The sequence below is a fragment of the Nocardia sp. NPDC047648 genome (assembly GCF_040642815.1).
GTDB classification, from domain to species: Bacteria; Actinomycetota; Actinomycetes; order Mycobacteriales; family Mycobacteriaceae; genus Nocardia; species Nocardia gamkensis.
Window position 1 is genome coordinate 142522 of sequence record NZ_JBEYSX010000008.1, and the last position, 23448, is coordinate 165969.

At 66.6% G+C, this 23448-nt stretch carries 23 protein-coding genes and 2 pseudogenes; 19 read left to right on the plus strand and 6 right to left on the minus strand.

Annotated elements, in window-relative coordinates; genetic code table 11:
- Positions 1-86: 86 nt before the first annotated feature.
- The 4 genes from ABZ803_RS18735 to ABZ803_RS18750 all read left to right on the plus strand — a co-directional run bounded on the left by ABZ803_RS18735 (position 87) and on the right by ABZ803_RS18750 (position 5431).
- Positions 87-1532 (plus strand): amino acid permease, encoded by a 1446-nt coding sequence (locus ABZ803_RS18735; protein ID WP_357039932.1) that lies wholly within the window; start codon positions 87-89, stop codon positions 1530-1532.
- Positions 1533-1658: 126 nt separating this feature from the next.
- Positions 1659-3065: an amidase gene (locus tag ABZ803_RS18740; protein ID WP_357039379.1), complete on the plus strand. Its 1407-nt coding sequence runs from the start codon at positions 1659-1661 to the stop codon at positions 3063-3065.
- 444 nt (positions 3066-3509) lie between these two features.
- Positions 3510-4151: a GntR family transcriptional regulator gene (locus tag ABZ803_RS18745; RefSeq protein WP_357039382.1), complete on the plus strand. Its 642-nt coding sequence runs from the start codon at positions 3510-3512 to the stop codon at positions 4149-4151.
- Entirely contained in the window at positions 4151-5431 is a 1281-nt protein-coding gene (locus ABZ803_RS18750; RefSeq protein ID WP_357039385.1) for an MFS transporter, read from the plus strand. The genes ABZ803_RS18745 and ABZ803_RS18750 overlap by 1 nt, the downstream gene beginning before the upstream one ends.
- Here the strand turns inward: ABZ803_RS18750 and ABZ803_RS18755 are convergent.
- Positions 5388-5819 (minus strand): nitroreductase family deazaflavin-dependent oxidoreductase, encoded by a 432-nt coding sequence (locus ABZ803_RS18755; RefSeq protein WP_357039388.1) that lies wholly within the window; start codon positions 5817-5819, stop codon positions 5388-5390. The genes ABZ803_RS18750 and ABZ803_RS18755 overlap by 44 nt on opposite strands.
- A 93-nt stretch (positions 5820-5912) precedes the next feature.
- Positions 5913-6320: a TIGR03668 family PPOX class F420-dependent oxidoreductase gene (locus tag ABZ803_RS18760; protein ID WP_357039935.1), complete on the minus strand. Its 408-nt coding sequence runs from the start codon at positions 6318-6320 to the stop codon at positions 5913-5915.
- Positions 6321-6448: 128 nt separating this feature from the next.
- Between ABZ803_RS18760 and ABZ803_RS18765 the strand changes: the two genes are divergently transcribed.
- The 10 genes and pseudogenes from ABZ803_RS18765 (at position 6449) to ABZ803_RS18810 (ending at position 15742) form a co-directional block, all read left to right on the plus strand.
- Positions 6449-6913, plus strand: a complete 465-nt coding sequence (locus ABZ803_RS18765; protein WP_157114069.1) for a hypothetical protein — start codon at positions 6449-6451, stop codon at positions 6911-6913.
- Between the two features lie 477 nt (positions 6914-7390).
- The gene (locus tag ABZ803_RS18770) at positions 7391-8896 is read left to right on the plus strand and encodes an ATP-binding protein (protein WP_357039390.1); all 1506 of its coding nucleotides are present in this window, start codon (positions 7391-7393) and stop codon (positions 8894-8896) included.
- Positions 8893-9309, plus strand: a complete 417-nt coding sequence (locus ABZ803_RS18775; RefSeq protein ID WP_040866307.1) for a roadblock/LC7 domain-containing protein — start codon at positions 8893-8895, stop codon at positions 9307-9309. Before ABZ803_RS18770 ends, ABZ803_RS18775 begins: the two co-directional genes overlap by 4 nt.
- Positions 9306-9671 carry a DUF742 domain-containing protein gene (locus ABZ803_RS18780; protein WP_357039394.1) on the plus strand — a complete coding sequence of 122 codons (366 nt, stop codon included), beginning with the start codon at positions 9306-9308 and terminating at the stop codon, positions 9669-9671. The genes ABZ803_RS18775 and ABZ803_RS18780 overlap by 4 nt, the downstream gene beginning before the upstream one ends.
- A gap of 52 nt (positions 9672-9723) precedes the next feature.
- Positions 9724-10296: an ATP/GTP-binding protein gene (locus ABZ803_RS18785; RefSeq protein WP_357039938.1), complete on the plus strand. Its 573-nt coding sequence runs from the start codon at positions 9724-9726 to the stop codon at positions 10294-10296.
- The gene (locus ABZ803_RS18790) at positions 10293-11564 is read left to right on the plus strand and encodes a cytochrome P450 (RefSeq protein ID WP_357039397.1); all 1272 of its coding nucleotides are present in this window, start codon (positions 10293-10295) and stop codon (positions 11562-11564) included. Before ABZ803_RS18785 ends, ABZ803_RS18790 begins: the two co-directional genes overlap by 4 nt.
- Positions 11561-12796 carry a cytochrome P450 gene (locus tag ABZ803_RS18795; protein ID WP_357039400.1) on the plus strand — a complete coding sequence of 412 codons (1236 nt, stop codon included), beginning with the start codon at positions 11561-11563 and terminating at the stop codon, positions 12794-12796. Before ABZ803_RS18790 ends, ABZ803_RS18795 begins: the two co-directional genes overlap by 4 nt.
- Positions 12797-12823: 27 nt before the next feature.
- A pseudogene (locus tag ABZ803_RS18800) lies at positions 12824-12994 on the plus strand (transcriptional regulator); the annotation flags it as partial.
- Positions 12995-13487: 493 nt separating this feature from the next.
- Entirely contained in the window at positions 13488-14888 is a 1401-nt protein-coding gene (locus ABZ803_RS18805; RefSeq protein ID WP_357039403.1) for an AAA family ATPase, read from the plus strand.
- A 305-nt stretch (positions 14889-15193) separates the two neighbouring features.
- A complete protein-coding gene (locus ABZ803_RS18810) occupies positions 15194-15742 on the plus strand; it encodes a hypothetical protein (protein WP_357039406.1) in 549 nt (182 codons plus the stop codon).
- Between the two features lie 441 nt (positions 15743-16183).
- Here the strand turns inward: ABZ803_RS18810 and ABZ803_RS18815 are convergent, their stop codons facing one another.
- The 4 genes from ABZ803_RS18815 to ABZ803_RS18830 form a co-directional block, all read right to left on the minus strand.
- Complete coding sequence (locus ABZ803_RS18815) at positions 16184-17263, minus strand: hypothetical protein (RefSeq protein ID WP_357039409.1); 1080 nt, start codon at positions 17261-17263, stop codon at positions 16184-16186.
- A gap of 32 nt (positions 17264-17295) precedes the next feature.
- Positions 17296-17775, minus strand: a complete 480-nt coding sequence (locus ABZ803_RS18820) for a hypothetical protein (protein WP_357039412.1) — start codon at positions 17773-17775, stop codon at positions 17296-17298.
- A gap of 595 nt (positions 17776-18370) precedes the next feature.
- Complete coding sequence (locus ABZ803_RS18825) at positions 18371-18685, minus strand: hypothetical protein (protein WP_357039415.1); 315 nt, start codon at positions 18683-18685, stop codon at positions 18371-18373.
- On the minus strand, positions 18682-19011 hold the full coding sequence (locus tag ABZ803_RS18830) for a hypothetical protein (RefSeq protein WP_357039417.1): 330 nt from the start codon (positions 19009-19011) through the stop codon (positions 18682-18684). Before ABZ803_RS18830 ends, ABZ803_RS18825 begins: the two co-directional genes overlap by 4 nt.
- Before the next feature lie 702 nt (positions 19012-19713).
- Between ABZ803_RS18830 and ABZ803_RS18835 the strand changes: the two genes are divergently transcribed.
- The 5 genes and pseudogenes from ABZ803_RS18835 to ABZ803_RS18855 all read left to right on the plus strand — a co-directional run bounded on the left by ABZ803_RS18835 (position 19714) and on the right by ABZ803_RS18855 (position 23442).
- Complete coding sequence (locus ABZ803_RS18835; RefSeq protein WP_357039420.1) at positions 19714-20997, plus strand: hypothetical protein; 1284 nt, start codon at positions 19714-19716, stop codon at positions 20995-20997.
- 1 nt (position 20998) lies between these two features.
- Entirely contained in the window at positions 20999-21484 is a 486-nt protein-coding gene (locus ABZ803_RS18840) for a dethiobiotin synthetase (RefSeq protein ID WP_357039423.1), read from the plus strand.
- 56 nt (positions 21485-21540) lie between these two features.
- Positions 21541-21726 (plus strand): annotated as a pseudogene (locus ABZ803_RS18845) (cytochrome P450); the annotation flags it as partial.
- A 27-nt stretch (positions 21727-21753) separates the two neighbouring features.
- Positions 21754-22596, plus strand: coding sequence for a helix-turn-helix transcriptional regulator (locus ABZ803_RS18850; protein WP_357039426.1), 843 nt, complete (start codon positions 21754-21756; stop codon positions 22594-22596).
- Positions 22597-22671: 75 nt separating this feature from the next.
- The gene (locus ABZ803_RS18855) at positions 22672-23442 is read left to right on the plus strand and encodes a glucose 1-dehydrogenase (protein ID WP_357039429.1); all 771 of its coding nucleotides are present in this window, start codon (positions 22672-22674) and stop codon (positions 23440-23442) included.
- Positions 23443-23448 lie beyond the last annotated feature (6 nt).

A 23448-nucleotide genomic window follows, 5' to 3' on the forward strand; every position in this document is an offset into this window, starting at 1 on the left:
AGAGCGAACTTTATTTTCTTCCGTCGACCGATCTCACCTCCCTGTGATCGTATGGAGGTGAGCACGCAGTGGACGAAAGGACCGATATGTCCCTCGCGCGGTTACGCACCCAGATGACGCGCCGGAAGCCGCTCGGCGCGGTCGAGGACGAAGGCGCTCCCGCGGACGAGCAGCTGTCACGGTCGCTGGGCCTGTGGCAGCTCACCGCGATCGGTGTCGGCGGCATCATCGGCGCGGGCATCTTCACCTTGGCGGGTGCGGTCGCGCACTCGGTCACCGGGCCTTCGGTGTTGATCTCGTTCCTCATCGCGGGTGTGGCGAGCGCCGCCGCCGCGCTGTGCTACGCCGAATTCGCCGGGATGGTGCCCAAAGCCGGATCCGCCTACACCTACGGATACGTGTCGCTCGGCGAGATCGCGGGCTGGTTCATCGGCTGGGACCTGCTGCTGGAGTACGTCGCGGTCGCGGCGGTGGTGGCCATCGGCGTGTCCGGGTACTTCAAATTCCTGCTGGAGCAGGTCGACATCACGCTGCCGGATTGGATGATGGGCGCCGCAGGCACCGGCGACGGCCATGTCGTCGACGTGTTCGCCATGCTGTTCTGCCTCGGCACCGCCTGGCTGCTCTCGCGCGGCATCCGCAGCGTCGGCCGGTTCGAGACGGTCGCCGTCGGCATCAAGGTCGCCCTCGTCGTGCTGATCATCGGGCTCGGCGTGTTCCATATCGACAGCTCGAACTACACCCCCTACTTCCCGTTCGGCACCGGCGCGGTGTGGACGGGCGCGGCCACCGTGTTCTTCGCCGTGTTCGGCTACGACGCGATGAGCACCGCCGCCGAGGAGTCCACCGACGGCAAGAAGCACCTGCCGAAGGCGATCATCTATTCGCTGGCCATCGCCATGGCGCTCTACGTGCTGGCCACCCTGGTGCTGACCGGCATGCAGAAATACACCGAGATCAGTCCGACCAGCGGATTCTCCACCGCCTTCGAGTCGGTCGGGCAACCGGGCGTCGCGAACATCATCGCGGTCGGCGCCATCATCGGCATCGTCACCGTGGTGCTCACCTTCATGCTCGGAGTCACCCGGGTCTGGTTCGCCATGAGCCGCGACGGGCTGTTGCCGGAGTGGTTCGCCAAGACCCATCCGGTCCGGAAGGTGCCCACCCGGGTGACCTGGATCGTCGGCATCGGATCGGCGCTGATGGCCGGGTTGCTGGACATCACCGTGGTCGCCGAACTGACCAATATCGGCATCCTGATGGCGTTCATCGTGGTGTCCGTCGCCGTGATCGTACTGCGGCGCACCCGCCCCGACGAGCCGCGCGAGTTCCGCCTGCCGTTCATGCCGGTCGTGCCGCTGATCGGCATCGGGTTCTCGGTGTACCTGATCTGGTCGCTGCCCTGGGAGACCTGGGCGCGTTTCGTGATCTGGCTCGTGGTCGGCCTGATCGTCTACTTCACCTACTCGCGCAACCACGCCGAACTCGAGCGCACCCGCCCCGCCGCGGTGGAAGGTCCGGCGACTTCCTGACACGCCCATGGAACCGAACGGGCTCACCAGGCGATATCCATTGCAGAATGGTCGTTCGACTGCATGAGTCGGGATGTCGGCATCGGCGACGGCCGCGCGGCGCGAGCCCGGAAGGAGCGGTAGCGGATGGATCTCCAGGAGGTCGTCTCGTCGGGGGTGCTCGAACAGCGCGAACTGCTGGCGCAGCGCGCGCTCACCGCGGAACAGTTGATCGAGGCGACGCTCGACGGCATCGATGCCGCCGCCGACCTCGGCGCCTTCACCCACGTCCTGCGGGAGGAAGCCAGGGCCGAGGCCGTCGAGCGGGATCGCGAGCGCGCCGCGGGCGCCACGGTCGGCCCCTTGCACGGGGTGCCGGTCGCGGTGAAAGACGAATTCGACGTAGCGGGCGTGGTGACCACCTTCGGCACCAGAGCCAACTCCACGCCCGCCGTGGCCGACGCCGAAGCGGTACGCAGGCTGCGCGCGGCCGGGGCGATCATCGTCGGCAAGACCGCGATGCCGGAATTCGGGCAGTGGCCGTTCACCGAGTCCAGCACCTTCGGTGTGGTCCACAACCCGTGGGACCCGCGCCGCTCGGCCGGGGGTTCGAGCGGCGGGTCCGCCGCCGCCGTGGCGGCCGGTCTGGTGCCGGTCGCGCTCGGCGGCGACGGCGGCGGGTCCATCCGGATCCCGGCGGCGTGCTGCGGATTGTTCGGCCTCAAACCGCAACGCGGGCGCGTGCCGATCGCCCCGAACGAGCATCTGTGGTGGGCGCTGGGAGTCGCCGGGCCGCTGACCCGAGGTGTGCTGGACTCCGCCGTCGTCTACGACGTCATCCGCGGCAGCAGCCCCACCGACCGATTCCGTGCGCCGGATCCGGCGACCTCGTTCGAGGCGGCGGCGCGCGGACCGGCCCGGCCGTTGCGCATCGGCTACAGCACGAAATCACCCATCCCTCTGGTCAAACTCGATCCACAGCATGTCCGCGCCGTCCGCGACACCGCGAAGCTGCTCGCCGAACTAGGCCATACCGTGATGGAGATCGACCCCGCTTACCCGGATTCCACGCACGCCTTCTACCCGCAGTTCTTCGGCGGCGTGCGCGCCGAATTGCCTGAGGTGGATCACCCGGAACTGCTCGAACACCGCACCAGGCAGACCCTCACGCTCGGCGCCTGGGCGCGCAGGCCGGTCGTCGAATGGGCTATCCGGCGCGGCGAGGCGGTGGCGCGCAAGGCCGATCGCATTTTCACCGAGTGCGATCTGCTGCTGACTCCCACCATCGCGATCCGCCCACCCCTGCTCGGTGTGCTCGACGGGGCGAACACGGTGCGCGCTCAGCTCGCCTCCGTTCCGATGGTCGCCTACACCGCCATCTGGAACGTCACCGGCCACCCCGCCGCCTCGGTGCCCGCCGGTGTCGGCGACGACGGGCTTCCGTTGTCGGTTCAGCTGGTCGGCCCCACCAACGGCGAGACGACGATCCTCCCGATCGCCGCGCAGCTCGAGCAGGCGCGCCCGCATCCGCGTCCGGCGCTCCGATCCGACTGATGACACACCCCGATTCACTCGGCGCCTCGTAGCCGGGCACGGCCGCAGCCCTCGCCCGCCGGAGAACCTGGGCAGGCGGGTTCGGTGAGGCGGCAGCACGGGCGCGCTCCGTGATGCCGCTGATGATCGCCTGAACGCCGGTGCCGCCACTGGGCATCGGCCACACCAGCGCCTCGCGGCCGCGTGTCCTGTTTCCGCGGGTATGGTGACCGCGCGCGTCGGCGCCGCACGACGTCGACGCGGAGATGGAGCGGTGCCTCGGTGCCGAAACGGAGCGGTGCATCGGCACCGAAACCGAGCGGTGCATCGGCACCGAGACGGAGCGGTGCTGCCGGAAATTCGCGGTGCATCGGCTCACGGTTCGGTGCCGCCTCCCGCCGGAATGCCGATCATCCCCGGCACCCCCGCAACCCTGCGGCGAACCCCATCGGTAGGATACAACTTGTGTCTAAGACGTATTCATCGGCTGAGCAGGCCTATCGCGCCGTGAAGGAGCGGATCCTCTCCGGCGCGCTGGCCGGGGGCGAGCTGATCAGCGAGGGCGAGATCGCCGCCGATCTGGGCACCTCCCGCACGCCGGTGCGGGAGGCGTTCCTGCGGCTGGAGACCGAGGGCTGGATGAAGCTCTACCCCAAGCGCGGCGCGCTCGTGGTGCCGATCCCGCCCGACGAGGCCGAGCACGTGGCGCATGCCAGGTACGTGGTGGAGACCGCGGCCGTCCGCAGCGCTACCGCGAACGACACCGGCATGCTGATCGAGGCGTTGCGTTCCTCGATCGAGCGGCAGCGCGACCTGGCCGCCGCGGGCGACCTCGACGGATTCGCCGTGGCGGACACCGACTTCCACCGCACCTACGTCCTGGCCGGTGGCAATCCGCTGCTGTCGGGGTTCTACGACTCGCTGCGCGAGCGCCAGCGCCGGATGAACAGCGTCGCCCTGCGCCGCGGCCCGGTCGACATCACCCGGATCATCGAGCAACACGCGCGGCTGGCCGATCTGGTCGCCGCAGCGGACGTCGACGGGTTCGCCGACGCGCTGGTCGAGCATCTGTCCGGCGTGCACCAACTGCAACTGCGCAGCCGGTGATGGCCACACTCACCGGCACGGCGCCCCGCGCATCGGTGGTCGCCGGACAGTGGCGCGGCGTCGCGGCCGCGATGTTCGCGATCGCCTGGGGCGGAAACGAATTCACGCCACTGCTGGTGATGTACAAGAACGACGGCCTGGCGGCCACGACCGTCGATCTGCTGCTGTTCTACTACGTGCTCGGCATCGTGCCCGCGCTGCTGATCGGCGGTCCGCTGTCGGATCGCCACGGCCGCCGCGCCCTGCTACGGCCCGCGCCACTGATCGCCGCGACCGGATCGCTGCTGCTCGCGTGCGGGTCTGGGTCGGTACCGGCGCTTTCGGCGGGGCGGGTGCTGTGCGGCGTCGCGCTCGGGCTGGCGATGGCGGTCGGCGGCAGCTGGCTCAAAGAGCTGGCGCAACCGCCCCACGGTCCGCGACTGCCCGCGGGCACGGGCGCGCGCCGCTCCGCGATGAGCCTCACCGGCGGCTTCGCCGTGGGCGCTTGCTGCGCAGGCGTGCTCGCGCAATGGGCGCCGTGGCCGAACTCCCTGGCGTACCTGATCAACGTGGGCCTGTGCCTGATCGCCGCCGCGTGGGTCAGGCGGGCGCCGGAAACCGTGCCGTACCGCCGCGATCCGCGTCGCCTCCGTGATGACCTGCGGATTCCCACGGCCGGGCACCGCCGCTTCCGCATGGTGGCGATTCCGGTCGCCTTGTGGCTGTTCACTTCCGGCGCGACCGCGTACGCGGTACTGCCCGCGCTGATGGCACCGCGAGTCGGCGCGGCGCCGATCGCGTTCTCCGCCGCGCTGTGTGTCATCACGCTGGGCTGTGGATTCGCGATCCAGTCCGTCGCGCGGCGGATCGACCGGCCCGGCACCGCGCGGGCGGCCGTAGTGGCGCTGAGCTCGGTCACGGTCGGGATGATCCTCGCCGCGGCCGCTTCCGACCTGCTCACCCTGTGGGCGACTCTGGCCGCCGCCGTGGCGCTCGGGGCCGGCTACGGCATCGGTCTGGTCGCCGGGCTCCAAGAGATCGAGCGCATCGCCCGCCCCGACGATCTCGCCGGGCTGACCGCGGTGTTCTATTCGGCCAGCTACCTCGGTTTCGGCACTCCGGCACTGCTGTCGTTCCTGCACGACGCCTATGGCCTCGGCTATCCGGCGATGCTCGGCACGGGCGCGCTGGCGGCGGCCGGATGTCTCGGCCTGGTGCTGCGCGACTACTGGGACCGACCGTCACCCGGCGGCGGGCTCACCCCTTCGGTGTCAGCAGGACCAGCGGAATCTCGCGCGTAGTCTTCGTCTGATAGTCGGCGTAGTTCTTCGCCGCGGAGGTGACGCGGGGCCACAGCGCGGCCCGTTCCTCGGCCGTGGCCACCCGAGCCGTCATGGGCACCTTCGGACCGCTGCGCACCGAGACGACGACGTCCGGATTGTCGCGCAAGTTCAAGAACCACGCCGGGTGCACGGGGTCGCCGCCACGGGAGGCGACGACGACGTAGGTGTCGCCGTCGACGACCGGGGCCGTCAGCATCACCGCGTGCGGCCGACCGGATTTGCGGCCGGTAGTGGTGAGTTCGAGCGACGGCATGCCGCCGAACTCGTTGCCCACCTTCCCGAAACTGACCTTCAGCAGGGCGCGATGCACTGTATTCATAGTCTTCAGCGCGAAATTCGGGGGCATGCGATCCTCACGATCGGCTCGACATTCGGTCCGGCTCACCGCCTCGCGGCGGGAGGCGGTGAATCGGACTTTACCCGAACCGGCGCGGTCCACTCAGCGCGCGGACCATCCCGACCAGCGGGCCACATCGATGGCGATCACCGGCCCCGGGGGCGGCTGTCGTTCGTACTGGGGATAGCGCGCGGTCAATCGGCGGATCGCCGCTTCCGCCTCGGCGCCCTCCGCGAGGCGGGCGTCCCCGTCGGCGCGGGCCCACCACAGCTGGGTCCAGTCGTCACCGTAGCGGTCGACGAGCACGGTGACCGCCGGGTTCGCCGCGATATTCGCCAGCCTGCGCAGCGCGGTGGTCGTCTTCGGCTTCGCGTCCACACTGGTGTAGATCACCTCGCCCGCCACGACGAATACGATGGGCACCAAATGCGGGCGCGCCCGCGGCGAAATGGTCGCCAACCGCGCGACCGGACTGGTCGCGAATCGTTTGCGCGCCTCCTCGGAACTCAGTCGCACACCCATCTCCTCGAGGCCGTAGTCCCCGTAAATCGGGGATCGAGTCTGTTCCCTCCCCTATGCAACCGGACATTTGCCGTGAAATCACGGGGATCGACTGCTCCCACGCTACGGTCGAGTGAATGTTTGACCCGTCAAGAGGCAAATGTCCCCAGAAGGTGGAGGCGGTCGTGGACATCGATATCACTGCCCGGCTGAACCTAGCGTTCGAGATGTGGGAGCGCGCGCACGGACGCCCGCTCGCCGACGATACGGTCGAGATGTGGGTGACCGCAGCCGGGTACGACCTGGAGCCAGGTTACCTCGCGAGCGTCCGGCGCGGACAGCTCACCACGCTGCCCGAGCAGGCTCGCGCCGGGCTGGCCCATGTGTTCGGGCTCGACCCCAACTACTTCGTCTTCGACCCCGGGCCCGATCGGGACGACGACGCCGAAGTGATCGCGCACCTGGATAATTCGGCCCTGCGCCGCCTCGGGCAGGCCGTGAACGGCGTGTCGCTGCGCACGCTGCTGTACCTGGAGTCCGTCGCCGAAGTACTGCGCGAGGCCGACGGCCTGCCTCCGTGCGAGCAAACCGCACAACTCTGATCGAACGACAGCGGCTCGGTTTCGGCCCCCGGCTCGGCAAGCCCGGCGGGCCGGCCACACCGCGGATTCCTCGGCGCACTCGCGCCGTACGCCACTTTCCGATGCGGCCGCCGAGCGCGCCGATGATCTGATTTTCCGATATCACGTCGGTATTACGGCTGCCCGTACGAGCGCAGACCGACGTCGGTGAATTCCAAGCAAACGAGAATTCGGCAATTCCGCACTGCCCGCACTGCCGCAACGCGCTTTTCGGCCGTCGCCAGCGCAATCCGAGCATCGGCACGGCAGCGCGAATTTCCGCTCTTACCGCGTCCCTCCCGGAATCCATCCGAGTGGCGCCACACCGTCCCTGCCGCTATGCTCGGGCCGCGAAGTTTCGAAAATGCTTGTCGGTCTGCGTATTTGGGGGATGAGGCGCGCAGAAGGGGGCAACGATGCCGTTTCCCGGCGGTGAGCGCGAGTGCGGAAGTACTGAACTTGTCAGAGTTGTTGAATGCGGCGGCGAATGAGTCCGGCGAAGACCCTGTTCGCGGACCGAAACCGCCGTACGCGACATTGTCGGCCTGCGTTATCGCGACCGCGGCCGCCGTCGTGGCGGCGGTGTACTACGCACCCGTCGAATTCCGGATTCCACTCGCCGCGGGCGCCACCGCAGCGGCCGTCGCCCTGTGCGCCGCCGTGACGGCGGCGGTCCACTTCCGCGGGCATGCCCGGCACGCCCGGCTTGATGCCCGCCGAGCCCGCGACGGGCGCGCGCTCGCCGCCGCGGGCGCGCAAGCCGAGGTCACCGCCGCGACCGAGGCGGTCGCCGCAGCCGAAGCCCGAGCCGAGAGCAACGAGAACCGCCGCGCCGCGGCCATGGCGGCGTTCGCGGGCGCGGCGGGCCGCATGCAGGCGATGACCACAAGCATGCTCGCGGAGCTGCGCGAGATGGAGCACCGGCACGGCGATCCCACCGTGCTCGCCGATCTGCTGCAACTGGATCACCACACCGCCCAGGCGGGCAGGCTGGCCGACAGCATCGCCGTGCTCAGCGGAGCGCGATCCGGCCGCCGGTGGGCCAAACCGATTGCCATGGAATCGATTCTGCGCGGCGCGATGGGGCGCGTCGCGGGTTATCAACGGGTACGGCTGCGCGCGGTCGCCGACATCGCGATCTCCGGCCACGCCGCGGAAGGCGTCATGCACGCGCTGGCGGAGCTGCTCGACAACGCCTGCAACTTCTCCCCGCCCACCACCGAGGTGCACGTCTACGCCGCCGAGGTCCCGGCGGGCGTCATCATCACCATCGAGGACAGCGGATTGGTCATGAGCGAGTCGGCGCTGCGCCGCGCCGAGGCGGCGGTGGCGGCCACCGGACCGGACGCACGCGGCGCCGGTGTCGACCTGTCGTCGCTGACCGGGACCCGGCTCGGCCTCGCCGTGGTGGGCAACCTCGCGCGCAAGCACGGGCTCACCGTCTCCTACCGGCCCTCCGCCATCGGCGGCACCGCCGTGGTCGTGGTCATCCCGCGGGATCTCACCACCCGCGCGGAGCGGCCGCAGGCGTCCACCGTCACCGGCACGCTGCCCGTCGCACGCGTCCGCAACACCGCGCCGCCGGAGCACACGCACGCCGATCCGGAGCCCGTGCCATCCGCCTCCGCGCGACCGTCCACCACCGATCCGGAGCCCGTGCCATCCGCCTCCGCGCGACCGTCCACCACCGATCCGGAGCCCGTGCCATCCGCCTCCGCGCGACCGTCCACCGCCGAGCGCGCCCCGGCAGGCGTGAGTCCCGCACTGCCGAAACGCCGCCGAGGCAGCACGCTGGCCGCCGTCCATCCCGGCGGGCTCGCCGCACCGGAGCCCGCCGCGCCGACTCCCCCCGCAACACGCCCCGACTCGCTCGGCGCGTTCCAGCGCGCGGTGAGCGGGCCCGCGACCGGCAGTGCCGCCACACCTACCCCCGCCCCTTCCGGCTCCGTGGAGAACGAACTATGACGACGTCCGAGACCGCTCGGCTGAGCTGGCTGTTGGAACAGCTGCTCACCCGCACCCCGCGCACCAGGCATGCCCTGCTGTTGTCCAGCGACGGGTTGAAGATCTGCCACACGCCCGAACTCACCGTGGACGGGGCCGACCAGCTCGCCGCCATAGCGGCGGGTATCCAGAGCCTCTCGCACGGTGCGTCCGTGGAGTTCGGCGACGGCCGGGCCGGGGTGCGCCAGTCGATGACGGAGTTCTACGGCGGCATCCTGTTCATCGTCGAAGCCGGGCTGGGCGCGCACATCGCGGTCGTCGCCGCCGAGGACGCGGACGCGGGACTGGTCGGCCACAACATGCGCGAACTGGTGGAGCAGCTGGGTGAGTACCTGGCCGCGGCTCCGCGCTTCCCGGGAGCGGGCGTGTCGTGACCAGGCCAGGCCGCGACGACGACCCCGACCGGCTCTACACATTGACCGGGGGCCGCAGCATGCCGGACTCCGACACCTTCGATCTGGTCACCCTGGTGGTCAGCGAGTGCGCGCCGACCGCGGGTATGCAGTCCGAGCACGTGGCGATCCTCGATCTGTGCCGGGCCCCGACCTCCGTCGTGGAAATCGCCGCGGAGCTGCGGATTCCGGTCGGCATCGCCACCATCCTGCTGTCGGACCTGCTGCACGCGGGCAAGATCACCGTGCGTCCGCCGCTGGCCGGTCCGCCCGGCTCGCCCTGGCACTCCCTGCCCGACACCACGACGCTGGAGAAGGTGCTCGTTGGACTTCGCAGACTCTGATCCGCGCCCGGCCCGCGCGGACGCGCCCCTGCATCGTGCGACCACGCGGGGACTGAAGATCGTCATCGTCGGCGGTTTCGGCGTGGGCAAGACGACGATGGTCCGGGCGGTCAGCGAGATCCGGCCGCTGGACACCGAGGCGATCATGACCGACGAGGGGCTTGGCATCGACGACCCCAGTGGCGCGCCGGGCAAGTCGACGACGACCGTCGCCTTCGACTTCGGCCGGATCACCATCGACGACGAACACGTGCTGTACCTGTTCGGCGCACCGGGGCAGGAGCGGTTCCGGTTCCTCTGGGACCGGCTGTTCACCGGGGCGCTCGGCGCGATCGTGCTGGTCGACCCGCACCGGATCGCCGATTCCTGGTACGCCGTCGACCGGCTGGAACACCAGAAGACGCCGTTCGTCGTCGCCTGCAACGACTTCGGCGGCGGCCACCGCCCCGACGAGGTCCGCGACGCGCTCGACCTGGATCCGCACGTGCCGGTGATCGACTGCGACGCTCGCTCCCGCGAGTCCGGCAAGGACGTTCTCATCACCCTCGTCGAACACCTCTACTCCCTCGCCCCGCCCCCGGCGGCCCGGCGCCCCCTGCTCCCCACTCCGGAGGCCGCGTCATGACCACGCCCGCGCCGAGTTCCACCGACAGCTGCCCCGTTCACGCCGCCCCCGTGACGTTGAGCGGCCCGCGTTTCCATACCGATCCGCACCAGCTCTATCACGAGATGCGCCGCGAGCACGGCCCGGTGGTCGCCGTCGAGCTGCCCGGCGGCGTCCCCGCGTGGCTGGTCATCGGCTACCGGGAAGTGCACCAGGTGACCAGCGATCCCGAATTGTTCCCGCGCGATGTCGGCCGATGGAACCAGTGGCCGAACATCCCGCCGGACTGGCCGCTGCTGCCGATGGTCGGGCAGCCGATGCCATCGATCTATTTCACCGCGGGCGCGGAGCACCGCAGGCACGTGGCGATGGTGGAGCCGGCGCTGGAGGCGGTCGAGACCTTCGGATTGCGCCGCGCCTGTGAGGATTTGGCCGACCGCTTGATCGACGCGTTCTGCGGCCGGGGTGAAGCGGAACTGGTCGCCGATTTCGCCGAGCCGCTGCCGGTGCTGGCGCTCGCGCGGATCCTCGGTTTCCCCGACGAGGACGGACCGCAGGTGGCGTGGACGATGAAGACCCTCGCCGACGGCGGATCCGACGCGCAGGCCGCGCATCAGCAGTTCGCCGAGCACATGCAGCGCCTGCTGGCGAACAAGAAGGCCGCGCGCGGCGCCGATCTGGTGTCCTGGATGCTCGCGCATCCCGGTCCGTTCACCGACCAGGAATACGTCCTCGACCTGATGGCCATCACCGCCGCGGGGTATCTGCCCACGGCCGACTGGATCGGGAACTCGGTGCGGCTGATGCTCACCGACGACCGATTCGCCGCCGCCCTCGGCGGTGGGCGCCACAGCGTGGGTCAGGCGATGAACGAAGTCCTGTGGGAGGACACGCCGACTCAGATCCTCGCCGGGCGCTGGGCGGCCCGCGATACGCGCTTGGGCGACAAGGTGATCCGCGCCGGGGACATGCTGTTGCTCGGCTTGGCCGCGGCCAATGCCGATCCGCATGTGCGCCAGCACGTCTCCGACGGCGCCGAGCCCGCGCACACCGGCAACAGCGCGCATTTCGCGTTCAGCTACGGCGAATACCGCTGCCCCTTTCCCGCGCAGGAGATCGCCGAGGTCATCGCGCGCACCGGCATCGAGGTCCTGCTCGACCGGCTGCCCGACCTCGATCTGGCGGTACCCGCCCGGAATCTGGTCCGGCGACCGTCGGCCTTCCTGCGCGGCATGACATCCCTGCCCGTCCGCTTCACACCCGTTCGCGCCGTCGGAGGTACCCCGTGAGCACCGAATGCCCGCACGCAGCCACCCTTGTCATCGATCCGATGGTCGGTGACCTGGGCGCGGAGACCAGCCGGCTACGCGCCGAAGGCCCGCTCGCCCGGATCGAACTGCTCGGCGTGCCCGCCTGGACCGTCACCCAGCACACGCTCGCCAGGCAGCTGCTCGTCGACACCCGGCTGGTCAAGGACATCAACGCGTGGTCGCTGTGGCAGTCCGGCGCGGTGACCAGGCAGTGGCCGCTGATCGGCATGATCGACGCGGGCCGCTCCATGTTCACCGTCGACGGCGCCGAGCACCGCAGACTGCGGAGCAAGACCACCCAGGCGCTGACCAAGCGCAGGCTCGACGCGCTGCGGCCGACGATCGAGCGGATGACCGCCGAGCTGCTCGACGATCTCGCCGAGGCAGGCCGCGAGGGCGCGGTGGCCGACCTCAAGACGGTGTTCGCCTACCCGCTGCCCATGCGGGTCATCAGCGAGCTGATGGGCGTGGACCGTGCCGACCATCCGATGCTGCTCGACTGGTACAAAGCGTTCTTCTCCCTGCTGACCCCGCAGGAGGAGCGACTGCGGGTGATCGACGAGCTGGACCGCTATTTCACCGACCTCGTGCGCAAGAAGACCGCCGACCCGGCCGACGACCTGACCAGCGCCTTTATCGTCGGCGGCGACGGCACCGAGCCGCTCACCGAAGAAGAGGTGGTGGGCAACCTGAAGGCACTGGTGGCCGCCGGGCACGAGACCACCATCGGCCTCATCCTCAACGCCGTGCGCGCCCTGCTGGGGCGGCCGGAACAGCTGAACGCCGTCCGCGCCGGTGACCTCACCTGGGAGGCCGCGGTGGAGGAGACCCTGCGCTGGGACAGCCCGGTGACGCACCTGCTGATGCGTTTCGCCACCGAGGACATCGCCGTGGGCGACATCGTCATCGAGAAGGGCGAGGGCGTGGTCATGTCCTACCGTGCGATCGGCCGGGATTTCGCCGTGCACGGCGCGGACGCCGACGACTTCGACGCCTCCCGCGCGACCGCCAACCGCCACTTGGCTTTCGGCTACGGCCCGCATATCTGCCCCGGCGCGGCCCTCGCCCGCCTGGAAGCCGGGATCGCGCTGCCCGCCCTGTTCGCCCGCTTCCCCGGCCTGCGCTTCGCCGTGCCGGTCGAAGAGATCCACAACCTCCCCGTGCTCACCCAGAACGACCTCGAAGCGTTCCCGGTGTATCTCGGGAACTGATCCGTTCCGTCGGTTGTTGCCGTGCCTATGACCGGCGAAATTTCGGCGGCGCCGCACCGGCGCGCCCAGCTCCGTGACTTCCTCCGCACCCGCAGGGCCCGGCTCACCCCGCACGACGTCGGTCTGGCGGCGGTGGGCCGGCGGCGGACACCTGGCCTGCGCCGGGAGGAGGTCGCGATGCTCGCCGGAGTCGGCGTGTTCGCTACGCACTCCAGCAGCGGCTGCCTGTGGCCAGTGAGCGGCGGCGGACGGGCGCGAGCGGGGAGCATACGCAGGGAGATTCGGTGGTTCCGCGGCAAGCCATCCTGCTGAGGATGGTGCGGGCAGCACCCGTAACGGAGGGTGGTGGGGTAGTAGAGCGCCGGTAGCTACGATCGGAGTGTCGAGTCTGGCCAAGATACTGACCACATAGTCCGGTTCAATCGCGACCTGGCGGCCCCCGAGGCGAGCGGTGATGCCGATGAGCGAGCGGACGCAAATCTGATGCGCGATGGACGGTGGGCAACTCGCTCAAAAGCATGGACCCAGCGCGCCCGTGGGTGCTCGCCAGCATGAGCGGGTATTCGAGCCGACCGGTTGGGATAATTTGGGAGGAGAACTACAACTGGCCACCAACTTGATTCACGCGACTCGAATGTCAAACCCGGGCATCTTGGAGCAATCTGCTGCCCTCCGGTGACATAATACGTGTGTGACGAACACGGAGCCACTAGCACTCGTAAGTGCGTATGTCGAGAAGGTACTCGGCGAGTATGACCACAGTTTGACCTTCCCAGGAGACGAAGGGTTCGTGATTATCTATGGTCCGAACGGTGTGGGTAAAACGAAGTTCTTAGAGATTCTACATGCGGCATCTCAGCTCAAGTCAAGAGAATTAGTGGCGCTTCCATTCGAAAGTGCAACTCTTCGATATTCGGACGGAACGGCTTTACGAATTGTGAACGAAGGTTTCCATCCCAGAGATTTTGAGCCAGAGCGGGCATCGGAGCGGATATCTCAGCGTCTAGAGTACACCTTGGATGTTGCCGGAAAGAGAACCGAGAGGTACACATACACGGGCGAAGGGCTCGAAGAGTGGATTATTTTGAATACATCATGGAGGCCATTTGAGGGCGAGCTGTGGGAAGATCAGACGGACGGCGAAGTAATCCCCCTCAATGTGCTTGAGAGGCGGTACGCTAATCGGGCGTCGACTCAATTGCCTCCATCGTCTAGATCGAAAATACCAAATGCATTCATGACTTTCAGTTCTAGGATACCAAGCTTTTTAATTGAGACTCAGCGGCTTCGAATCGAGCAACAGTCGACTGCGCGTGACCGCCGGACTGTTACCGAGTGGGACCCGTACATACCGGCAAGCCGTAGGAAGAAGCCGCCGTCTTCAAAGATTACTCAGCAAGCCACAAAGATGCGCAGTCTTATCAACGAGGCCCAGACTGAACATTCAAAAATAACACAACAGCTCGATAGAACATTTCCAAATAGAGTGCTAGAAAGCTCCCCATATTCTTCGGTAGAAGATGCCGAAGTACGTAACAGATATAATGAACAGAATGGTTTTCGAAGCCGTCTAGGGCCGGTTGCTTCCGTTGCCTTGGAGGACGCCCTATCACTCCCTGATAGACAGTTGTTGGACTGGGAACTTCAACTCCTTGGCCTCTATTTGGATGACGCTGATAAGAAGCTTGCCCCATTCGAGACATTGCTCCAAAAAATAGAGCTTCTGGAAAGTATAATAAATTCCCGGCTGCTGAGAAAAAGAATTCAAGTGACGGCTAGTGAAGGCTTGAAGATCATACATGATGCCAGTGGGGAGCGCATCGGTCTCGACTCACTGTCGTCCGGCGAACAGCATGAAATAATTTTGGTGTTTGACCTGCTGTTCAATGTTCCGCGAGGGGCTCTGGTTTTGATAGACGAGCCGGAAATATCTCTCCACATTGTATGGCAGCTCGCATTCATACCGGATGTTCAGCGTATAGCCGAACTAGCCGGATTTCGCTTTGTTGTAGCGACACACTCGCCGCAGATCATAAACGACATGTGGGAACGGGCTGTACGTCTCGGGCCTCCGGAGGCTGCATTCGCGTGAAGGAGGCATTAAATGCAAATATACTGTTCAACACTGTGGCGATGGTGCGAGGGTAAATTAGTTCGCCCATACTTGTAGTGGAAGGCGACGATGACTTTTTCGTCCTGAAGAAGCACAAGAGCGATGACTTGTACCTAGTTCCGGGTGTAGCGGGCCGGCCTATCGTTCTAGCCGCTGCAAAACTCGCTGAGGAGCGCTCTCTTCGCGGCGTAAGATTTCTAATCGACGCAGACTTCGAAAGACTGGTGAAACCGACACGCTTATACCCGGCGAATGTATTCCTATCCCACCATCATGATCTATTCATGGATCTAATTCTTGCCCGTACACACGTTGTTGATTGGGTAATTGAGACGCATTACCGAAGCGTGCCCCGCCGTAAAGGCGATAGTATCTCATCATCACTGCTCAGGCAGAAGGCGATTGAATTGGCAGCGCGGATTGCTCCGCTAAGGATAGTGAACGAGCGTAAGAGCCTAGAGCTGAATCTAAAGAATTTTCCATTCGGCAAATTTAATTCACTAGAACCCACTGTAGAGTCGGTTGCAGAAATCGCTATTGCGCGCTCAAATACCACTCTCACCGTAGCCGATCTAGTCTTGGAGATCGAGGGTGAATCGACGCATGAGTCGGTGGAAAATGACTTCCTTGTAGGTGACCACGATTTTTTTCGTGCGCTGGCTCGAGTTTTAGCTAAATATGGTGTTCGGGGCGTATCTGATACCACACTATTCAATAGCTTTATTTCCGCTCTGACCTGCCACGTCATAATGGATACCAATTGGTATGCGGCCGTGGTTCGATGGTGTGAAACCCATTATTGCACCGCTTTTGCATGCCCATGTGAAAATTAGCGATATAGTCCAGTCGCCGATAATTTGAGGTGGTCGCACTCGGGCTGAGACATAGTGGGTTGAGGTTGTTTCGTAGGCCCGTTCCTCCCTGGCCCCGCGCCGGTGCACCCGGTCCGAGAGTGTAGTGGAGCGGGCCGGGTGCGCCGGGCGACGCTATGCGCGCCGCTCTTGGTCCTCTGGAGGGGAATTCGGAAAATTCTGTTGGAGGTTTCTTACTTCCCTTTTCTCTTTTTCTTCCCAGTAGGAGGTGCCAACTTTCTTCCCCTGCGCTACAACGAATCCCAAGAACATCCCGCAGCCCACTAACCCGCGAATGCTCCCTTGCACCCTAGGACGAGCGGACGCGAAGGGCTGGCACTGCTGCCGCACAACCCAGCGTGCGACCCGAACCCCACCCCGGCCATGGGCCGACCGCACGGCGAGCCGAGCGAGCGCGGATGGCTATTGTTCGCGGGACAGTCCGCGTGCGCGGTCCTGTCCGTGTCTGGTGCCGCCACGCTCAACGCTCGGCGCAGAACCAGGCGGCTGTCTCACCGCTGCTAGTGGATGCTGCGCCTGCCCCAACCAGAGAACTCTTTCCACCTCCGACAGACGCCCTTTCGCGTCCAACTCCCTGAACGCCGCGTTGCGCGCCGCGTTCAGGGCCTGCAAGGCAGCGGCTTCACGTTCTTTCGCTGCCGTGCGTGCCTCGGCTGCTTCCCGCTCCGCTCTGGCGGCGTCGGCCGCTTCTCGGGCCGCTTGTTCTCCAGCGTCGGCGGCTTCCCGTTGCGGGTACTGGCTTGGTGGTGGGAATTCCTGTGCCACCCGTTCGGCTGCCTGCCGTTCCGCCCGCGCCTGCTCGGTTTCTGGCGTTCGCCCTGCTTGCCTGGCTCGCTCGGCTTGCTCGCGGGCCTGCCGGTCGCGTGCGGCCTGCTGCGGGGCATCGGCCCGGCCGTGCGCGGCGGCTTCCCGGAACTGTTGCATCTTCCGGAATTTCTCGGCGCGCTCCTGCGCCCGCACTATCTCACGCAGCTTCGCTAAACGTTCCCGCGCTCGGTCGGCTCGGTTCAACTCGTATGGCCGGATCAGCTCCAATTGCTGAGATACCAGCGACCGACCGAGTTGCATCGCCCGCAGTGCGTCAGCGCGAGAAATGATCACGTGCTGGAACTTGTCACCGAAATCACGGACCATGTCTCGCAGGTCTTCGCGGACTTTATCCGGAATCTTCTCACCGGCCACCGTTTCCCACCGGGAGCGAGTAATCAGGCCAGAATTGAGTCCATCCCGATCTTTTCGTAGCTGGAGGCGAGCATCTGCCTCGTTGATTCGACCTGATTTGCGTTCGACACCTTGGACGCCCTTCCCTTGGGTACGGGCTGAATCCAAGATTCGCGCACCTCGATCAGTTTCGACCCTGAACTGGCGGGTCCATCCCTTGTCTGACGTTTCCCCTAGTTCGTGCGCCCTACCGAGTTCGAAGTACAGCCCTTTTTCGTAATTGGTCAATCTTCTACGGATGGCATCGTATTCGTCGGGCACGGCTGCGCCCACCCCCGTTTACATCGAGCGAGTCAGGGCGTAGTGCGTGACTTCCGTGTTTCGCGCACAGCTTCGGCGATGTTGTATTCGATCAGTCTTGGGCCGTCACTGTCGGCTAGATCTTGTGCTATCGCCACCACGCTGCGGGTATCGTCGCCCTGCACAGCCGGGCCGAAATCGGTGTACAGGGGTGGTCCCCACTCGGGGCGGTTCGTCCATTGCAGGCCGCCACGTCGCACATAGCATTCGCCCAGGAATCGGATAAACCCGTCCGCAAGTTCGCGGTTTGGAGTGGCAGTCAGTCCGGGCTCGCCGAACAACTGTTTCGCCGCCTCCATGATCCGGGTCGAAAGCGGCGGCTTCCACCAGGCCGCATCGTCCGCTATATCCGGAACCGTGGCCGCGAGAAATTCACGTACCCCTGATTCCATGCGTTCTGGCGCTACCCAATCAAGGAATGCTTGAGTTTTGTCATCGAATTCCATGTCGAAACCGAATTGTTCGTGGTCCACTGGCCGGGCCTTCCCCTCTTGCTGGCTGTCTGGGATCGAGTTTCCGGGCTACAGTTTCGCTTCCGCCCTCGTCGCCGGGCAAACGGCGGAGGGTGATGGAGTGTCGCCCGCCGGATGTCACCCTGGTTCGACCGGTCTCGGGTATACGCGATCATCGATCACCCGGAGTCCGACGGCTGGGCATTCTCCGTGTAGGCCGAGATGAGAGCCGATCATGCCGCCTGTGGTTACCGGCACCGTCACCCGGCACTCGGGTGCTGGGCAGGTCACCGACATGAGAGTGAGAGTGCTGGCGCGGAATACCGCTGCGGTGCACTGCGACAGCAACACGGTGTGCGTTGCCGGCGGGTGGGGCGTTTCGGACGTGTGCATAGCCGGGCCTTCCGGGAATGGAGTCAGCCAAGTGAATAGCGTTGTCGCTCAATGGTTCTGGTAGGTCGGGAAGGCTGGCGGGTGGGTTCGGTTGGGCACACCGATGTGGAGTCCCGTCCGCGCAGCCTTCCCCCTTTTGGGTGCCCCGGCACGTGGCTGCTTCCCCTGTGGTGCAAAGGGGGTACCAGGGGTCGCGCATCGTTGCCGGGGCGGTCTGTGTGGTTCAGGTGTTGTTGATGTGCTGGCTGATGATGGCGGGTATCAACAGGTCCAGAAAGGTGATGTCCTCGGCGGCGGGGATGTTGTCGATAATCGGATCCAGCAGTGGCCCGGCGTACAAGCGGCCGGTGTGGGGTCCGGCGGCGGTGCGGGCGCTGCTGATCAGTTCGTAGATCACCATCGCCATCACACGAACACGAGTGGTGGCGCTCATCCCGTCCCGTACCGCATCCGCGGTGGCGGTCATGAGGGTGCCGATCACGTCGGTGAGGACGTCGAGTTCGGCGGCGGAGCGTTCGGCGTCCTGGTCCCCGGTCACCGACCGGCCTGCGGCGGCTGGGTCGGAGGCGCGGCGGGGCGGGTGGCGAGGTCGGGGTACCGGGTGGGGTCGAACACGACGCGGATACCGGTCCACGGGCATTTCTGGCCTCCGAGTGCGATGTCCATCGGGGAGTCGTGGTCGGCCATGCGACCGTGAACGACCTTCACCATCCGCCCGAAGCAGTTCATCGACGGGCACTTGACCGACAGCACCTCCCCGGTCTGCTGGTCGAAGGTGAACAGGCCGCATTGTTCGACAGCGATCCACGGCCCACACGCCCGACCGCACCCGTAGGGCACTGCGGCGGTTGTGGTGTCAGGCATACGCCCTCACCGCCCCTCGCTGCCGTGCGTGCTTGGCGGCGCATCCCCGGACGGCTTCGATGACGAGCCGTCCCGGTGGCCGGTAGGGGTCGCGGGGTGGCTGCACCCACGCCCGGAACAATCCGGGCCGCTGTCCGGGACCAGGCAGCGCGATCTGTCCAGAACACAGGATGGACACACCGAACCGTGACATCTCCGCGTACAACCGAATGTCCTCCGGCAGGTCCGGGCCAATGAGAAAGGTCCAGTGCTGCGAGCGCGGGTGTGTCAGTACCGGCCCGGTCTGCTGGCCGTGCCGGTGCATCCACGTTTTGACTTTCGAGCCGACAAACGCGGGCATCATCACCCCGCACACCCGCCCCGCCCGCATCGTGATCCGCCCCAGATGCGGCGGCTGGACCTCAGCGGGCAGATCGCATACCTGCCGGTAGAAATGACACGCAGACAACGGTGTATGCCCAAGCTGTCCAGATGAAATCACTAACGCCTCCCCTGCTCGATGTACTGGTGTGCACCGCCGCCGGGGAGCGATGAGGACACCGGATCAACCCGGCGGCGCGTGCCGTGATCAGCCTCACGTGACAGCCACGGTCGTAACAATGTCGGCACCCGGACTTTTCCCGGACTTCGTGCTTCGTAGACCGACCGCCCTGAATCGGAGGGATACCGTGGATTCGATGCAGAGCGTGAGGTGAAACGGCGATGGAAAGTGCAGCCCCCCGCACCGTGCTAGAAGCGCTGGTCCGCGCTGGCGACCGGAGCAATGCCGAATGGTGCACAGCCTTCAACGAACTGGCCAAGCAGAGCCAGGAGAACGCGACGCTGTCCGAGCGTCAGTTGCGTCGCTGGATGGCTGGAGACGTACCAGATGCACGCCCAGCCGCGCGGCGTGTGGCACAACGAGTGTGGAAACTGGCTTTTGAGGTCCTCGTATCGCCTCCCGACGTCAGAGGGGGCCTACCACAAGCGGCTTTGTCCGCGCTCGATCAGGTGAATCAGGAGATAGAGATGTCCACGGAAGACTCTGCACGCTGGGTCAAACGCGGCGCTGGTGGGGTCGACGAGAATGTCCTTGAACAGCTACATGTCGACGTCCGCCACTTCGCCGCCGACTACCTGACCAAGCCCCCCTTGGAGCTGATTCCGGGACTGACTCAGATGCGGCGCGAGGTATTCGAGTTGCTCGAGGCCCGTCAACGGCCCCGCTACATCCGCGACCTGTATTTGATCGCCGGACAGGTCTGTGCGCTGCTCGCGCACGCCTGCGCCGACCTCGGCCGCCCCTACGACGCAGACACCCATGCCCGAACCGCCTGGGTCGCAGCCGACTTCGCCGAAGATCAATATCTGCGCGCCTACGTCCGATGGGTTCAAGCCAACGTCGCGTACTGGGCCGGTGACCACCGCCGCGCCGCACAGTACGCGGAAAACGGGCTCGGCGACATGACCGACCCATCCACCCGGCTTCGCCTTGCCAGCCAGCTCGCACGTGCACGAGCCGCTCTGCTCGACGAGCGAGCGGCTTTGGAGGCTGTGAACATTGCTATGGACGCCATTACTCGGGTACAGACAGCTGCCACCGACGCGCCGGGCGTGATGTGGTTCGACCCCGGCAAGGCTCGGTACTACGCCGCAGAGGTCCATCTCGCTCTCGGCGGCCATCACCACAGCAGGCTCGCCCTCGAACACGCCGAAGCTGCGCTCGAAGTCTTCGACGACACCAGCCCACCGGAATTCGTCGCAGCGGCCGAACTCGACGCGGCCAGAGCACACCTCGGCCTCGGTGACTTGGATGCCGCGACTGTCCGTATCGGCACAGTTCTCGAGCTGCCGGTGGAGCTGCGGACCATCCCGATCGTCGAGCGGGTCGTGAAGGCCGCCGACGAACTGCGCGCAATCTCTGCCACAACGCGGGTCGCGCGGGAACTTCCGAGCCGGATTAGCCTGTTCACGAGCAACACAGCACAACAGGCGAGCAAGGAGTGAGATGCCCCCGACACAGGTTGCGGTATGCGGTCCCCGACATGCCGCCGCCGCTGATGCGACGAACGCATGGGAGATCGGCAGGCTTCTCGCTGAGGCGGGCGCAACCGTCCTGTGTGGCGGCGGAGCTGGCGTGATGGCCGCAGTAGCCGCAGGGGCGTCCTCCGCTGGCGGTCTGGTGATCGGTGTACGGCCCGACACTGATCCCGGCCACATATGTGAAGGTCTGTCCGCAGTGCTGTATACGAACATGGGTGAGGCGCGCAATGCCATCCTCGTCTGGTCCGCCGACGCTGTGATCGTCGTCGGCGGCTCGTGGGGCACCCTTTCCGAACTGGCGCTGGCAAATAGGCGCGGCAACGTTCCAATCGTCTCGATCGGTGGCTGGAAGATCCTGGACAGCGACGGCGAACCCGTCGATTCCGCCGTGGTGACGTCAAGCCCGCAGGCAGCCGTTGAAGCTGCGCTGTCCGCTGCTCAGCGGCGATAGGCGCACTGCAACAACAAACTCCGGCTCGCGAGGGGTGCGCTGTCGGCCTGAGCGACTTCGGATATGGCCCGCGTATCTGCCCCGGCGCGGCCCTCGCCCGCCTGGAAGCCGGGATCGCGCTGCCCGCCCTGTTCGCCCGCTTCCCCGGCCTGCGCTTCGCCGTGCCGGTCGAAGAGATCCACAACCTCCCCGTGCTCACCCAGAACGACCTCGAAGCGTTCCCGGTGTATCTCGGGAACTGATCCGTTCCGTCGGTTGTTGCCGTGCCTATGACCGGCGAAATTTCGGCGGCGCCGCACCGGCGCGCCCAGCTCCGTGACTTCCTCCGCACCCGCAGGGCCCGGCTCACCCCGCACGACGTCGGTCTGGCGGCGGTGGGCCGGCGGCGGACACCCGGCCTGCGCCGGGAGGAGGTCGCGATGCTCGCCGGGGTTGGCGTGTCCTGGTACACGTGGCTGGAGCAGGGACGCGACATCACCGTGTCGGCGGAGGTCCTCGACGCGGTCGGCGCGGCACTGCGCCTGTCCGGACCGGAACGATCCCACCTGTATCTGCTCGCCGGTCTCAATCCGCCCCCGCCCGGCCCGGCCCGCGACACCGAGGTCACCCCCGAGCTGCACCGGTTGCTCGACGCGTGGGGATCGCGCCCGGCGGTGCTGCGTGACCGCTACTGGAATCTGCTCGCGGTCAACGACGCGGCACGAACTGTCTTCGGGTTCACCGACGCCGACCACAACTGCCTGATCAGCTTTTTCACCAACCCCGGATACCGAGCCATGCACGTGGCGTGGACCGCGATCGCGCCCGCGGTCGTGGCCGCCTTCCGCGCCGACGCCGCGCACGCCCCCGGCGATCCCGAGTTCGCCAAGGTGGTCGGCGAACTCACCGCTGCGAGTCCCGAGTTCGCCCGGCTGTGGGCCCGCCACGACGTGGACGCCGCCGTCCAAGCCGTGAAGGCGGTGCGCCATCCCGAAGCCGGTGACCTGCTATTCGACACGACCACCCTCGCGGTGGCCGACCATCCGGACCGGTTCCTGGTGCTCTACAACCCGCAACCCGGCACCGCCCAGCGGGTCGACGGGCTGATGCGCAGCCGACTCGCCCCGGCGTGACCGCAACCTGGTGGTGCCACACCTAGGTCAACTGGACACTGTTCGGCCCAGGGACGCTTCGGCACGCTGATTCCCATGACGCACAACATCTCCCGATTCGACGGCAAGGTCGCGCTCATCACCGGCGGCTCGAGCGGCATGGGGCTGGCCACCGCACGCCGGCTGCTCGCCGAAGGCGCGCAGGTGGTCATCACCGGCCGGGACCGGACCCGCCTGGACGCCGCGGCCGGCGCATTGCACGGCGGCGACCGCGTGCTCGCGATCCGAGCCGACGCGGCGCGTCTGGCCGACCTCGACGCGCTCACCGCCGCCATCCGCGACCGGCACGGCCGCCTCGATGTCGTGTTCGCCAACGCGGGGGTCGCGTCCTTCCAGCCGAACGCCCAGATCACCGCGGACGAGTTCGACCGCGTCGTGGACACCAACTTCAAAGGCGTGTTCTTCACCGTCCAGAAAGCCCTGCCGCTGCTGTCCGCGCACGCCGCGGTCGTCATCAACGCGTCGTGGACGCTGCACCGCGGCCTGCCCGGCGCCTCGCTGTACGCGGCGACCAAGGCGGCCGTGCACAACCTGGCCCGCACCCTCGCGGCGGAGCTGGGACCCAGCGGAATCCGGGTCAATTCCGTGAGCCCCGGGTACATCGAGACTCCGATGTTCCACGACAACGTCAGCCCCGACGCGCATACCGCCGTGCTGGCCGAAGTGGCGAGCCGCCGGTTGGGTACCGCCGAGGACGTGGCCGACGCCGTGGCATTCCTCGCGTCCGCCGAGGCGTCCTACGTCAACGGCCAGGATCTGATCATCGACGGCGGTCTCGTCGCGGCCATATCCCGCGAGCTGATCTGACCGGCT